General features: G+C 46.9%; 14 protein-coding genes and 1 tRNA gene. 6 read left to right on the top strand and 9 right to left on the bottom strand.

Annotation, left to right across the window (positions count from 1 at the left end):
• Window positions 1-6: 6 nt before the first annotated feature.
• On the bottom strand, window positions 7-1,944 hold the full coding sequence (locus tag SD53_RS04495) for an ATP-binding protein (RefSeq protein ID WP_046519032.1): 1,938 nt from the start codon (window positions 1,942-1,944) through the stop codon (window positions 7-9).
• 170 nt (window positions 1,945-2,114) lie between these two features.
• On the opposite strand from SD53_RS04495, the gene pyrC reads away from it, so the two are divergent.
• Complete coding sequence (gene pyrC, locus SD53_RS04490) at window positions 2,115-3,155, top strand: dihydroorotase (RefSeq protein WP_046519031.1); 1,041 nt, start codon at window positions 2,115-2,117, stop codon at window positions 3,153-3,155.
• Window positions 3,156-3,195: 40 nt separating this feature from the next.
• Here pyrC and SD53_RS04485 read toward each other — a convergent pair whose 3' ends face one another.
• Window positions 3,196-4,704 (bottom strand): DUF3612 domain-containing protein, encoded by a 1,509-nt coding sequence (locus SD53_RS04485; RefSeq protein WP_046519105.1) that lies wholly within the window; start codon window positions 4,702-4,704, stop codon window positions 3,196-3,198.
• Between the two features lie 145 nt (window positions 4,705-4,849).
• Between SD53_RS04485 and SD53_RS04480 the strand changes: the two genes are divergently transcribed.
• The 3 genes from SD53_RS04480 (at window position 4,850) to SD53_RS04470 (ending at window position 6,741) form a co-directional block, all read left to right on the top strand.
• Entirely contained in the window at window positions 4,850-5,365 is a 516-nt protein-coding gene (locus SD53_RS04480; RefSeq protein ID WP_046519030.1) for an aldolase/citrate lyase/malate synthase family protein, read from the top strand.
• Window positions 5,366-5,635: 270 nt separating this feature from the next.
• On the top strand, window positions 5,636-6,568 hold the full coding sequence (locus SD53_RS04475; protein WP_046519029.1) for a ZIP family metal transporter: 933 nt from the start codon (window positions 5,636-5,638) through the stop codon (window positions 6,566-6,568).
• Between the two features lie 96 nt (window positions 6,569-6,664).
• A tRNA-Arg gene (locus SD53_RS04470) sits at window positions 6,665-6,741 on the top strand.
• Between the two features lie 316 nt (window positions 6,742-7,057).
• Here SD53_RS04470 and SD53_RS04465 read toward each other — a convergent pair.
• The 5 genes from SD53_RS04465 to SD53_RS04445 form a co-directional block, all read right to left on the bottom strand.
• Entirely contained in the window at window positions 7,058-7,309 is a 252-nt protein-coding gene (locus tag SD53_RS04465) for a helix-turn-helix domain-containing protein (RefSeq protein WP_046519028.1), read from the bottom strand.
• Window positions 7,310-7,752: 443 nt separating this feature from the next.
• Window positions 7,753-7,956 carry a tautomerase family protein gene (locus tag SD53_RS04460; protein WP_046519027.1) on the bottom strand — a complete coding sequence of 68 codons (204 nt, stop codon included), beginning with the start codon at window positions 7,954-7,956 and terminating at the stop codon, window positions 7,753-7,755.
• 95 nt (window positions 7,957-8,051) lie between these two features.
• The gene (locus SD53_RS04455) at window positions 8,052-8,381 is read right to left on the bottom strand and encodes a hypothetical protein (RefSeq protein ID WP_046519026.1); all 330 of its coding nucleotides are present in this window, start codon (window positions 8,379-8,381) and stop codon (window positions 8,052-8,054) included.
• A gap of 52 nt (window positions 8,382-8,433) precedes the next feature.
• Window positions 8,434-8,817, bottom strand: coding sequence for a nuclear transport factor 2 family protein (locus SD53_RS04450; RefSeq protein WP_206539895.1), 384 nt, complete (start codon window positions 8,815-8,817; stop codon window positions 8,434-8,436).
• Window positions 8,817-9,431, bottom strand: a complete 615-nt coding sequence (locus SD53_RS04445) for a glutathione binding-like protein (RefSeq protein WP_046519025.1) — start codon at window positions 9,429-9,431, stop codon at window positions 8,817-8,819. Before SD53_RS04445 ends, SD53_RS04450 begins: the two co-directional genes overlap by 1 nt.
• 184 nt (window positions 9,432-9,615) lie before the next feature.
• Between SD53_RS04445 and SD53_RS18245 the strand changes: the two genes are divergently transcribed.
• Window positions 9,616-9,903: a winged helix-turn-helix transcriptional regulator gene (locus tag SD53_RS18245; protein ID WP_206539894.1), complete on the top strand. Its 288-nt coding sequence runs from the start codon at window positions 9,616-9,618 to the stop codon at window positions 9,901-9,903.
• Between the two features lie 210 nt (window positions 9,904-10,113).
• On the opposite strand, the gene hemH is transcribed toward SD53_RS18245, so the two are convergent.
• The gene (gene hemH, locus SD53_RS04440; protein ID WP_046519024.1) at window positions 10,114-11,199 is read right to left on the bottom strand and encodes a ferrochelatase; all 1,086 of its coding nucleotides are present in this window, start codon (window positions 11,197-11,199) and stop codon (window positions 10,114-10,116) included.
• Window positions 11,200-11,330: 131 nt separating this feature from the next.
• Window positions 11,331-13,349 carry a GGDEF domain-containing protein gene (locus SD53_RS04435; RefSeq protein WP_052749248.1) on the bottom strand — a complete coding sequence of 673 codons (2,019 nt, stop codon included), beginning with the start codon at window positions 13,347-13,349 and terminating at the stop codon, window positions 11,331-11,333.
• A 336-nt stretch (window positions 13,350-13,685) separates the two neighbouring features.
• Here SD53_RS04435 and SD53_RS04430 point away from each other — a divergent pair, with 336 nt between their 5' ends.
• Window positions 13,686-14,159, top strand: a complete 474-nt coding sequence (locus tag SD53_RS04430; protein ID WP_125060862.1) for a GNAT family N-acetyltransferase — start codon at window positions 13,686-13,688, stop codon at window positions 14,157-14,159.
• The last annotated feature ends 34 nt before the right edge of the window (window positions 14,160-14,193 follow it).

Raw genomic sequence — 14,193 nt, 5'->3', positions numbered from 1 at the left:
CACGCCTTATTCGAGAGACAATTCGGTTGCCAGAGGCAAGGTAAAATAAAAACAAGCACCACCTGCAGCGGAGCGATGATAACCTATGCTTCCTCCCATAGCTCTCACCAGATCTTTGCATATTGCCAAACCAAGGCCGGTACCAGCGACTTGTCTGCGATCCGATGAATCTGCCTGTGAAAACTTCTCAAACAAACGCGACTCAAAATCTGCAGCCACACCATCGCCCTGATCCGTCACACTGACCCGCACGGTTTTGGCAGAAGGCTCCATACTTACCACAACCACAGCGCCAACAGGCGAATACCTGATGGCATTTGCCAGCAAGTTGGCCATCACCTGCTGTAAGCGAACTTCATCCACTTCGACCCATAAGTCATCCTGTTCAGCACAGTGCAGCTCCAGTTTGACCTGCCGCGGCAAAGCCACAGGCTGATTCAGCTCAATAGCCTGACGCAATAACTCAGCCAAAGGCCATAACCTGAGTTTAAACTGCATTTTATTAACGGCGAGTTTTTCGATATCGAGTAAGTCGTTGATCAACTTACCTAAACGCTGACTGTTTTGCTGCGCAAGCGTAAGCATGTGTTGCTGTTTATCATTCAAAGGCCCCAACGCGCCCCCCACAGCCAAACCCAAAGCTCCGGTAATAGCAGTTAAAGGTGTCCGCAGTTCATGGCTGACAGTGGAGACGAAATCATTTTTTAACTGCTCTATTTTTTTCCGCTCCGAAATATCCCGTATCAGCCAGACATAACGGGCTTTGCCCTGATGCTCGGTCCTGTTACGCGATAAATCCAGCGCAAAAATCTCACCATTTTGTCGGATGCCCTTCAGCTCTACCGCTGAGCCTTCACTTAAAGTCTGAGCAGCCAATACCTGAGCCTGACCAGGCGCTAACAACAAAGTGAACGATTGCCCTGTTAACTGAACAGGCAGATAACCAAAGACGGAACTGACGGCACTGTTAACACGGTCAATAGTACCATCCAGATCTGTGGTAACAATCACATCTAAAACGCTGTTCATAATGCGGCGTGAGTATATTTCGTTGTCTTGCAATGCATCAGCAAACAAAGCACTGCGACGATAGGAGTAGAGTAACCAGGCCAGCATCAGGCAAAACACCACGGACAGAGAGGCCCCTAACAAACGCCAATGCCACAGGTTCCAGCCCGTGGCTTCATCTAAAAACTTCACCGCGATTTGCCAGTCTGCACCTTTGATATTTAAATCAAGGATCAGAGCATCGTGACTGAATAAATGGGAGTAACCGAACAAAGCCCTGGAGTGTTGCCCTTTTTCACGGATCCCCAATTGAACCTGATAACTGTTGGCCTGTTGCAGCAGCATTTGATTAAAAGCGGTCAAGTCCAGTACTGTACTGACAATGCCCCAGTACCTGCCGTCATTCAAAAACAACGGCAAACGATACACATAGCCATCGCCGCCCTGAATAAGAGCAACTGGCCCCACCAATTTAGCTTGTTTGGTTTCAATCAGTTGTTTAATGTCGGGCCACTGCTGCGGTAAGTTTTTGTAGTTTAGCCCCAAGGCTCGCTCATTGCCTTGCAAAGGATAAATCAGACTCAGCACATTGTCCGGCGCCAGACCAATATTGCGAATATGCTTACCTTGCTCCAGTAAATTTTGCAGTAAAAACAACATCTCCCTGTCAGACAACTTGCCATCACTGGCGCGTATATGGGAGGCCAGCCCCAGGCTCATATACAAAGAAGTGTTTAATTCAGCTTCAACAAAAGAGCGCAACTGGCCTGAAATACCGACCAACTGCTGTAACTGCTGATTCTGACGCTGCTCCACCAGTTGCCTGGCTTGATATTCAGTCATAATGGCGGCACAAATTAAACAGAACAACGGGACCACCCATTGCCAGGGCAACAGCCAATCAGATTGATGTTTTAACGCACTGCTCTGTTCCATGGTCACTAACCTGCTGAACATATTCTGTCATCGCCACTGACTATAACCTATACCAAGCGGATGGTTCTATGCCAGCGCAACAGCATAAAACTTGTGCTGAGGATCCGGCCAAGCCGTGCTAAACTGCACCGCCCTGACGGCACGACACTGCATCAGTAGAGGAGAGCGCTGTGACTGAATTAATTCTGCAAACCCCGGACGACTGGCACTTACATTTTCGCGATGGCGATATGCTGAAAGAAACTGTGGCAGCCACTGCCCGTTGTTTTAAGCGCGCTATTGTGATGCCCAATCTTGTTCCTCCTGTTACCAATGCTTTAGAAGCTTTGGCCTACAAAGAACGTATTCTGTCCGCCCGCCCGGCAGGCAGCAGCTTTGAACCTCTGATGGTGTTGTATTTAACCGACAAAACTACAGCACAAGACATCATTGCTGCCAAAGCCGCTGGTGTAGTGGCGGCTAAATTGTATCCGGCCGGCGCAACCACCAACTCTCACTCTGGCGTGAGTAGCTTGAGCAAGCTTTATCCTGTATTAGAAGTGATGGCAGAGCAGCAAATGCTGTTGTTGGTACACGGAGAAGTCACCGACAGCCATATTGATATTTTTGACCGTGAAAAAGTCTTTATCGATCAGCATTTAACCCAGTTGGTTAACACTATCCCTGGTCTTAAAGTGGTGTTTGAACATATCACCACGGCTGATGCGGTTGAGTTTGTCAAAGCCGCACCAGAGCGTGTTGCCGCCACTATTACGCCTCAGCATTTATTATTAAACCGCAACGATATGTTAGTCGGAGGTGTACGGCCGCATAACTACTGCCTGCCGGTGCTCAAACGCCGCACGCATCAGGAAGCTTTACGTGCTGTGGTTGCGACCGGCAATAAAAAGTTTTTCTTAGGCACAGATTCAGCACCACACGCTAAACACCGTAAAGAAGCCGCTTGTGGCTGTGCCGGTTGTTACAGCGCCTGGAGTGCGATTGAGCTGTACGCTCAGGTGTTTGAAGATTTAGGTTGCTTAGACAAGTTAGAAGGTTTTGCCAGCCACTATGGCCCGGATTTCTACAACCTGCCACGCAACAGCGGCACCATCACTTTAGTGAAACAAGACTGGACTGTGCCAGCGGAGATCACCTTACCTGATGGCAGCCCTATAGTGCCGTTTTTCGCGGAGCAGCAATTAAGCTGGCAGTTAAAAAAAGGTCTGTAAGCTATATCAAGGGTCCGGTCAGGACCCTTTTTTTGTGCTTTTATTTCGCAGAGCAGTGCTGATAGCAACCAGGCTCCCGTGGACAATGATTGCCGCGCGAACAAATCAGTTGGGCGGGTTTATCTAAACTACGGGCCACCCAGTTGATATTCAAAATATTCGACACAGTGGTCAAGGTAGAGCGAATGGCTTTAGGCACTACGGCAGAACCGCCCTGACTGCGACAAAGTTGTTTTAGCTCCTGTGCCATAGTCTCCACATCCATGCCCTGCGCCTCTATCGCCGGATTTAAATCAATACCAGCGCACAGTACATGCGCATTACCCGCTAAATCCGACACTTTGGTCGATTCACAACAATAAATCCGCGGCTGGCCCTGCACCTCTAAAATCGACAACTGGGCTGAATGGGCCGATTCGGCCGCCTCGAACATGCGAAATACCGCCCAGTGCTGACAAGGGTCTTCCACCTGGCGCATATTGCCCCAGGGCAGCGGAATACCGTTGCCTCGATACACCGCCTTTAACTTACCCGGCGTATAGGCATCAAAATAATGCCAGTGGCTGTAGGGCGACACCGCAGTCATCCGCCGCATAGCAACAGAGGCCGATACACCAGCCAACTGATGTGAACTGATTTCATAACCTTGTTTATCTAATAGCTGACGAAACGGCATTTTAGGACACAACAAAGCACCGGCAAAAAAGCTCGATTCAAAATCCCGCCAGGCATGCAGAATATCCTGCGGTGCCACAGCACTGTCGTCCGTACTGACGGAGTCAAAAGCGCCACCTACCATCATGCCGCTTTTGACACCATCTTTGTTATGCAGCACGGCATGACCAATATGCACCGCCAGCTCGTATTTCAGCCGGGTTGGCCACTGCTGCAGCAACTTATTTAAATGCAGCGTAGCAGGAGGTAAAAAATACGAAGTCGGCACGTTTTTCGACAAGACGCCCAGCTCATCCAGCACTTCTTTGGGTGTTTGCTCAAACCAGCGAATTTGCAGGCCAAGCTGCTGCACTATCTGCATTAAATCGTCCACCGACAACGGCATCCGCTTCAGACCTACCTCTTCAGCAGCCCGTTCCAGCTCAGGGAAATGGTTTTGATGATGCTCCTGATGTGCACGGATCAGTAATTGGGCAAACTGACGGCCACTGATGCCGGTTTGTGACAACATCTCTGGAATCGCAATTTGTAAAATGTCGTTAGAAAACAAAAAGCCCGGTTCCAGCGCCATACCAGAAACCCCACCACGACTGCCCTTTTGTGGCGTGATATCCAGTTGCTGCTCTTCGCCATCCAAAAACCATTCGACATCTTTTTGAAACACCTCTGCAATCACCTGCAGCATATCCAGGCTCGGCACTCGTTTGCCGCGTTCAATCATCGACAAGTAGGACACAGACGGCGCGTACTCAGAGTTGACTCTGATGCAGCGGGTCGATAAGTCTTCCATGGTTAAATTATTGCGCTTTCTCAGGTTTCTGATCTTAGTACCAAGGAAATGCGACTTTCTCAGTAAACTTTTATTGGCTGTCATTTTGTAAAATTTACACTGTGAAGTTTTTATTGTGAAATTATTCATAAAACTAACATAGACTAAATATCAAGCAACAGCAATGTTGCTTTACCGGCCCTACAGCCATAACAACTTATTACAAGCAACACAGAACAGGACGAAAATCATGAACATGACAGCCACTCAACACTCCCACCAGGACCATGATATCCGGGAAGAGATCAGCCATATCGCAGAGCTGAACCAGAGTCATGTCCGTCAGATCATGGATTATTCCAAAGCTTTTCTGGATAAAGTATTCCCGCTGGACAGAGGTTCACACAAAGACGTTTGTAGTTATGTGGTGTATTACCAGCATCTATTGGCGTTTTTTGCCGACGGCAGTAATAGCGGTTTAAAAACTCCGGCGCAGTTTGTCGCCTTTGGCGGTCATCCGGAGCAGCCACAGTCGCTGCTGTTAAAAGATGGCGAACGCCATGTCGAATTATTGTTTTGCCACAAAGGTGTCCATGGCAGTCTGGATAAAGCCGGTATTGAAGATATTCAGTTACAACTGACAGGCGAGCAAACCGGCTGGTTCAGTATGATCCGTGGCAACGCCCAACCACAGCCTTGTATTGCCAGTGCACAAAATAGTCCGTGCTTTCGTGCAAAAGAAGGTGGCGATTACAGAGTAAATTAGTTATAACTAACGCAGTTGATTTTTTGTCCTCTCCACTACAGCAGTCAGGAGCAGGATAAGTTTGCCAAAGCTGATATAAATCAGCGGCAACACGAATAAAAACAACAGGGGACGATAGACGTTGACGGGGAGAAAAAGGCCAGCAAAAGCTGGCCTTTTTTATAGTTTTTGTTGCAACTTTTACGCGTTAGTCCGAACAGAGCAAAGCCCGCTTGCGGATTAATATCTAACTTGACTGACTTATATAGTTTTCTGGCTATAGGACTGAGCATGAACGAAAAGACCTCATCTGTAAGCTCTGATTGGCTGAATGAACTGAAACAACATGCCAGCGAACATAAACTGTCGGCAGCAGGTTTGGCTTTGGGCTTGTTTGCTGTGCTGATTTTGTTAGCGCAGAGCATAGTGCATTTATCCAACTCCCCTTCTTCCGAAAACCTAAAGCTGGCGTTAATAGGCGGCACCGCAGGTTTTGTCGCGACCACCTTAGGCGCGTTGCCGGCTTTGTTATTACGTAGTTTGCCTCAGGCCATGGAAGACAGTTTATTAGGTATAGCCGCAGGTATGATGCTGGCAGCCAGTGCTTTTTCCTTGTTACTACCAGGTATTGAAGCTGGCACAGAGTTATTTCAAAGCGACAGTTTAGGCGCTTTGATTGTGGTATTTGGTATGGCGCTTGGCGTTTTGCTGATGCTGGGGCTAGATGCTTTTACGCCACACGAACACGACAAAACTGGCCCTTGTGGCCCTGGTTATCAGGCCTGTGACCGTATCTGGTTATTTGTCTTTGCTATCGCCTTACACAACTTACCTGAAGGTATGGCAGTAGGCGTAAGCTTTGCCAATGGCGATATGTCGGTCGGTTTACCTCTGGCTACCGCCATAGCACTGCAGGATATTCCTGAGGGTTTAGCTGTGGCCTTATCCTTAAGAGCAGCAGGTTTTAAAGCGGGTTTTGCCGTTTTTGTCGCAGCAGCCAGCGGCATGTTAGAACCTGTAGGCGCGCTGATTGGTGTAGGTTTATCCAGTGGTTTTGCCGCTGCTTATCCTATGGGTTTAGGTTTGGCTGCAGGTGCTATGATTTTTGTGGTGTCGCACGAAGTGATCCCAGAAACCCATCGCAACGGCCATCAAACCGCCGCGACTTTAGGTTTAATGGCAGGCTTTGCAGTGATGATGGTATTGGACACTACCTTAGGTTGATTGATTAAATTTTACGCCGTTAAACCAAGCCAGTAGATTTAAGCCAAATGCTGGCTGGACAATAACCACAAAGCCCCATAAAATGGCCGCCGTTGCGCACCCATAGCTCAGCTGGATAGAGCGCTGCCCTCCGGAGGCAGAGGTCTCAGGTTCGAATCCTGATGGGTGCGCCATATAAATCAACCACTTAGGGGAGACTCAAGTGGTTTTTTTATGTCCGGTGACCAAACGGTGACCGTGGCGTGACCATTCATGTTTTTACCACCCGTTTCTGACTTCATAAAATGACCTTTGCTCCGAAAGCTCACGCGCCAGTAGAAGTCACCGTAGAGAGGTGAAATTATGCATCACATGTTGCATCTTCAGATCAGTAAGCGATACCCTAAAGTAACACTTTAATCACTTGACCTTTCCCCGGAGTTAATACCAATCCCGTGATGAGATTTTCCAGCCATTCATCGCAACCTGCAGTATCTGCACGCGCATGCTTTACCACTCCCGTTTTTTGTTGCTACCGTCCGTTAACTCAGCACCTCTTTTGCTGACATGCAGCTCGAGATCCAGCGCAGCTAAAATCTTGAATAAGGTTTCAAGTTTGGTCGATTCAGGCTTCAACTCAAAATCAGAGACTGTGGTTTGTTTGATCCCCACTAGATCCGCAATTTCACGCTGTGTATTTTGCCCCAACTTCCGCTGATCACGTACAGCATTTGCAAGCGCTGTGGGTGATGTTACTCTCATAGTCCACCTCACCAATATAACCCCTATAAAGGTTAAAAAAACTTTAACCCCTAAAGAGGATATTTTCAACTTTATCCGCCATGGGGGTTAAAAATTTTTGTTTGCTAAGGTCGCGTTTCTATCAGCGCACCTTAGTGCTGGTTCTGGTAGTTTGAAATTATTGGATCCCCAGATAAGGGGATTCATCATACGAGAATTACCAACATAGTGGCGAAAGTTGCCTGATACTACAGAAGACGATACCCATAAAGTTCTATCGGGAACAGGCCATAAACCTGTCTGATATTTGATGCTTGGCTTGTTACTATGGTATGAGAGTTACCTTTTGGTTTTGATTAAGAATTCAACGTCCACAATCAACACTGGTAACTCTCACTTTTCAAGGCAATATGTCAGATCAAGTCGAGACTAATTCACAGTATGTGACGAGCTACAACCAAAACTCAGCTTTCTAATTGCCTTAGTTCGCGGACACTGTGATAACCGATCCCCCAATTATCAAGCGACACTTCTTCGATTAAAACAAAGGTTTTCTCTGGTTTTTTATTAAGTACTTTGACCATCAGGTCGGTCGCACCTGCAATCAACTGTTTCTTCTGTTCTGTACTAACATTTTCGTCAGTAATTTGAATATGGATATAGGGCATATTTAGTACTCATCTGATTGATCTGAATAACATATAGTGCATCCACTGTAGTGCTATGTTGCAACGAATAGCCTGCGGTAGAGTTATAACCAGTTTCAATAGAATTGGTTACATACCGGAGGATTTACTATTCCCATAGACAGAATATTGCCTCCATTCAAAACACAATGGAAAGTAACATTATTTTTAGCTTTCACTTTATAACTGGTCACAGTTCCCGACGCTGAACGCTGCAGCAATTCAAGACTCGCTATCGGATGACCCGTTGCACCAGCGGCATATTCAACCAACTGTTGGTCTGTCAATATATTCGTCTTTTCGGCAACAACCGAACAGGCCGAAAGTAAGTGAATACAGGCAACGAGACTAAAAACTTTTATAGCCCGACCAACCAATGTTTTATTACTAAGTTTGAAACGTATCATAAAAATCCCTGATTTATATATCCGAAAAAAACTAAAGCGGACGACAAAAGCCTTAAGCGCCCTGCTTTATCTGAAACACTTTGCTGATAATTGACCACTGACCATCCACTCTGACCAAAGTTAAATAATCGACAAAATCCTTAGAGCCAATTGAGCATCGAACTTTAGCTCGCGCGGTATTTTCACCAGCCAATTCAACTGAATCTATGAAGTCTTTCCGTATTTCCTGTTTAGAAGCCGGAGATAGCCTTTCGGCTAGTACCTTCTTGTATTCAGACATGTTTCTGTATAAAAAGGCTTCTTCATCCGCAGTAGCGTAAATAGCTTTTGGGTGAAAAACCTTTTCAAACTTGTCTAAATCACAGAAATACAGCATGTCGAAGTAGTCATGCAGCAATTTATTGATAACAACGACCTGATCCATTTCGCTCATCATTAACCGCCTGTCAGCCCTTCTTTTTGCATAGCAAGCAACACACTTGGATGTGTTCCTAACAATTGCCAGAATTTGTGAACAGCAGGCCATGGCTGCAGTGAGAATTGTATAAATTGCGTCCAGTTCAGGATCACAAAGCCATAAAAGTCTGCAACAGATAAGGTAGTCCCTAATAAATAAGGGCCATTACCCGCTAACCGCTGCTCGAGTGTGTCTAATCTTTTCGCTAATTTAAGCTCTGCAGATGCACGTTCAGAGGCTGTAAGCTCTGTGTGCTGAAAAAAAGGGCTAAAGGCTTTATGTAACTCAGAGGCTAAAAAGGCTAAAGCTTCTCTTAGCCTGGCCTTGTCCAACATAGTCGAAGGAATCAACGCCCGGGCTGGTGCTAACTCCGCCAGATATTCAAGTATTGCCGGATTTTCAGTCAACACCTGACCTGGTGCCAGCTCCAGGGCTGGAACGTAACCGTTTGGATTGATATCCCGGTAATACTGTCCGGTTTCGGTTAACCCAGTCACAGTGTCGGTTAACTCAAGTGTGTGAGGGATGCCAATCTCAATTAAGGTGATGTGCGATGCCATAGAGCATGCGCCTGGTTTGTAATAAAGTTTCACTCTTAGTCTCCTAGTGGTTAGTGCGCTTACAATGATATCCACAAGAAACATGATTACTAGTAGTTACCTACAATTGAATGCTAGAATTGGGTTACCTTAGAGAAACCTACTTACGCCAATGTCACTTAAAGTTCGCTTAAATAAGAGTCCAAAACCTCCACAAACATGCCTTTTAACTGAGTGTATGTCTGTGATTTCCGGAGCCTGGGCTCCTAATGTCATTTGGAGCCTGCGATCTGGTCCCAGAAGATTTAATGAGTTGAGAATAGATATTCCGCCAATCTCTGCAAAAGTACTGTCTGCACGTTTAACAGAATTGACAGAGCGTGGAGTAATAGTCAGGAATGTTTTACCAACATCACCGCCCTCTGTTGAATATCAACTGACGGAATTAGGCCAGGAGTTAATCCCAGCCTTAGATGCGATCGTTCATGTTGGCTATAAATTAAAGGACAAAGGCTACATCGAATAGGCGTATCAACGAGAAACAGGCTCAGTGGTGAGCGTGAAAAAGCTATGCAGCGGATTGGCCGCACAACTTCGCCGAAGCCCAAAGTGAGTTGAACCAGCTCCATCACTACTGCTGGTATTGACCCGCTTCGGGGCTATTTTGAGCTGAGATGGTCAGCAGTGCATTCAACTGCAACACCATAACCAGCTCGGTAGAGTTCATCTACCTGTATTAGCCCGGGTACTTCTCTACCCGTAAGGCCTCTGCCCGCACTGCACGCTGTGCGTCAACCTCAACTTGCCAGCCGTGCAAATTGTCTTTAATCAGCTGACATAAGGCATCGATATGCGCAGGTTCAGCATTCAGTGCTGTGATGTACTCATAACGCTCACCACCGGCGTGCAGGAAATACTCTTTATTTTCTTCGCCAATTTCTTCAATAGTTTCAAGGCAATCGGCAGCGAAGCCGGGGCAAAATACCTGAACGCTTTTCACCCCCTGACCAGGCAACGCCTTTAAGGTTTCATCGGTGTAGGGTTTGAGCCATTCTTCGCGGCCAAAACGTGATTGGAACGTAGTGAGGTACTGATCTTTGCTCAGCCCTAACTCTTCAGCTATCAAACGCGAGGTTTTGTAGCATTCACAGTGATACGGGTCGCCATTGAGTAAATAGCGCTTTGGAATACCGTGATAAGACAACATCAGCTTGTCGGCCTGGCCATGTTGTTGCCAGTGCTGGCGGATTTTGTCTGCTGCAGCGCGGATAAAAGGCGCATAGTCGGGGTAATGCGAGATAAAACGTAAATCGGGCAACCAGCGCCTACGCATAAAGTTAGCGGCCAGCTCATCAAAGGTTGAAGCTGAAGTAGAGCCCGAATACTGTGGATACAAAGGCAACACCAATAACTTCCGCACACCCTGGGCAAACATCTTATCCAGCACAGTATCAAAACTTGGGTTGCCATAACGCATTGCAAAATCCACTACCAGATTCTGCATACCTTGCTGTTGGAGCTGTGCAGCTATGGCGTCGCTTTGCGCTTGCGTATTAAACAGCAACGGCGAACCTCGGTCAGTAAAGACAGTGGCATAAGCTTTAGCCGAACGACGGGGCCGGATTTGCAAAATCACGCAGTTTAAAATCAGCCACCACAATAACCGCGGTACTTCCACGACGCGAGGGTCTGATAAAAACTGCTTCAGATAACGCTTCAGCGCTTTGGGTGTGGGCTCATCAGGCGTGCCTAAGTTGGTCAGTAAAATCCCAATTTTGTCGTTTTGCTTGTGGTCGTAGTTCGGGCTATTGATATAACGCATCGCAGATCCAGTACTGTTCCGGCTAAGTGGCCTTAGTTTACGCCAATTCGCCGGAAAAGGTTTACCAGAAAAATCAGCCGGATAGAGATTTTTTCCGGATCTGCTCGCGGCAGTGCGCAAGAGCCTGAACCTCAGGCTCTTTCCGACGCTGTAGTCAGCTTAAACTGACTGGTCAGGTGAATGTGCTGCAACTGTGCAGACCTCTCCAGTCCTTGCTGCAGTACGTCGGCTATCTGGACAGAGGCTGCAATAGAATCAACGCAAACCCAACAATTCCGCTGTTTTTGTTTACCCAGATACAAAGCCGCATCGGCCAGTTGCACTAAAGTACCCCAGTCCAGCAGCCGTTGCTCTGGTCCGACGCAAGGATATACGGACACCCCTATAGTGCAACTGACATCAAGCTGTAGTTCAGAGGTCACCACAAAAGGCTGCTGACAAATGACTTGCCGGATCCGCTCAGCGATTTGATGTGGGTCTGTGGCCTGATCGGTGCGCGCCACAACTAAAAACTCCTCCCCTCCCCAGCGGATCAATAAATCTGTATCGCGGATCACTGTAGTAATGCGTTTAGAGAATTCAATCAGCACTTCATCCCCTGCATGATGCCCATACAGGTCGTTGATTTTCTTGAAAAAGTCGATATCAAACAGAAAAAAAGCCAGAGTGGTTGACCGTCCCTGCTGCTGGCACCGCCGGACATAATTCAACTCGCGCTCAATGTTTTGTTCAAAGTAACGCCTGTTGTGCAAGCCGGTTAAACCGTCCCGTACACTCAATAATTTATACTGCTGCGCCAATCTGCGTTTTTGCCTCAGTTGGATCACCACCGCCAGGATCACCAGTACTAAAATCAGCATAATGGCCACAATAAGCAGGGTTTGGCTCTGGCGTTTTTCCTGCTCGGCTTGTTTCAGTGACAGCTCTGTTTCCAACAGTTCAGTTTTAAGATCAGACTCCAGCTCTAACCGATTTAACTCGGTGTGCGACGCGGCCTGGGACGAACTTTGTTTCAGTTGCGATTCTAATCTGCTGATAAATAAGCCATGCAGCTTTTCCAGCCCCAGCAAACGCCACTCCGGCTCTGACATGGCCGCCAATCGTTTATAAATATCCAGCCGCACTTCCAGAGGCGCTTGCGCATCAACCTGCTGACACCGCTTTAACTCGCCACCCTGGCCCGTTTTCATCTGTACCAACTGCAGGTAACAATCCAGATAATCTGAGTTAATTTCGCTGCTGTTTGTTGCCGATGCGGCCTTAGTAACAAAGTCTGCAGCCTTATCTTTTTGACCTAGTTCAGCCGCAGACAAAGCAGAAAATACCAACGCAGAACGCCATACCTCGGTATGCTCAGGCTTCACTTTGCCAAACCAGTCCAGCGCCTGCTGATAATCCAATAAATGCAGCGCATAAGCCACGCCAACATTATGCTGAGTTAAACCAATGATCTGGCTGGCATAGTCTAAATCCATCGCATTAGATTTTTGCTGAACTAACTGCTCCAACCGCCCAATAGCCTCTTTCTGTAACTGCACACCTTTTTCAACATACCTCTGATCGCCGTGCATGACATATAAAGCAGCAGTATTTAACATCACATCATTTAAAGCTTCAGGACTGGCCTGGTTAGCCAAAGACAAGGCCACCTCGTAACTGCGAAATGCACTGGCAATATCCCCATGCTCAGATTGCTTCCAGGCCATACCAGACAACACCTGCGTCGCCAAATCTATGTTGGCGGCGGCTATGGCATCATCGTATAAAGCCATCAAATCACGCATATTGCTGTCGTAATCCAGACCATTGGCCGAAGTGCAAATAAATCGGTAATCCAAATCAAAAGCCTGAGGTGGGGTTTGGGCGCAAGCCTGCCGTAATGGCTCATTGGCGTAGGCAGAAAAATGCTGAAATCCAAGGCTGCTGCCTAACTGATAACGCCGCGCAGCATCGGAGGCCTGCACCAGTTGCTGTTGCAACCAGGCAATACGCTCAGCGTAAGGCCTGTCGTAAAAATCATCAGGATACTTAGGTTGCTGCTTTAGCTGAGCTTCCGTCACCTCAGTGCTCTCAGTAGCCGCGACAGAGCACAGCGCACAAGCCAGTAACGAACCAAGCAAAAGTATTGTTTTTACTGCAATTGTTACCATCAGATAGATCTTTGGATGAAAGTTTCCAAGAGTGTAGCAGGAGCAGCACCTTTAGGTCGATAAAACGGCAGAGTACGGAGTTTGAACCTTAGCCTTAGCTAAGTAGATAAGGCCGGAATCAAATTCAGCAGCAAAGGTTTTATTGAATCAAACTCCATAAAGACTTAGTATCGTTAATGCTGTCGGAATGCGGCAGCCATTTCACTTAACTTTGGTACTTTTTTGAACAAGATTGTAATCAACTAACAGCAACTTCAGTTGCTGCTTCTCTCGCCCTTTAAAACATTAGTTGTTTTAGAGAGTATTTTTATTGCCTAAAAAACGAGAATATGAAAGTTGAAAACTATTACATTTATTCGTGAAATGAAAAAGTCAGATTTAACTGCAGTAAAGCACATTGTTGATAACAATCAGATGTTTCCATCCGAGTATCTGGATGAGATGACTTCAGGTTACTTCAACAAGAAGTCTGAGGAACTTTGGTTTGTGGTTCAGGCTGACGATCAACTGTTAGCCGTAGCGTTTTGCGCTCCTGAGCGTATGACAGCCGGGACTTGGAATCTACTTTTAATCGCTGTACTGAAAACACATCAGGGACAAGGTATTGGTGCTCAGTTAATGGCCTTTGTTGAAGCTAAACTACGCAGCCTGACCGCCAGGGTGCTACTGGTAGAAACCTCAGGTATGCCTGAGTATCAACTGACACGGGCTTTTTATCCTCAGTGTGGCTACCAGCAAGTTGCAGTCATCCCTGAATTCTACGATATCGGTGACGATAAAGTGGTGTTCTGGAAATCGCTGACAAAATGAACTAGCTAGTTGAAAGCGGCTACAGAGTTTTGTA

This window comes from Rheinheimera mesophila, assembly GCF_000986865.1.
Lineage (GTDB): Bacteria > Pseudomonadota > Gammaproteobacteria > Enterobacterales > Alteromonadaceae > Pararheinheimera > Pararheinheimera mesophila.
Note: the sequence above shows the minus strand (reverse complement) of the source record. Positions and strands in the feature narration are given on the sequence as shown.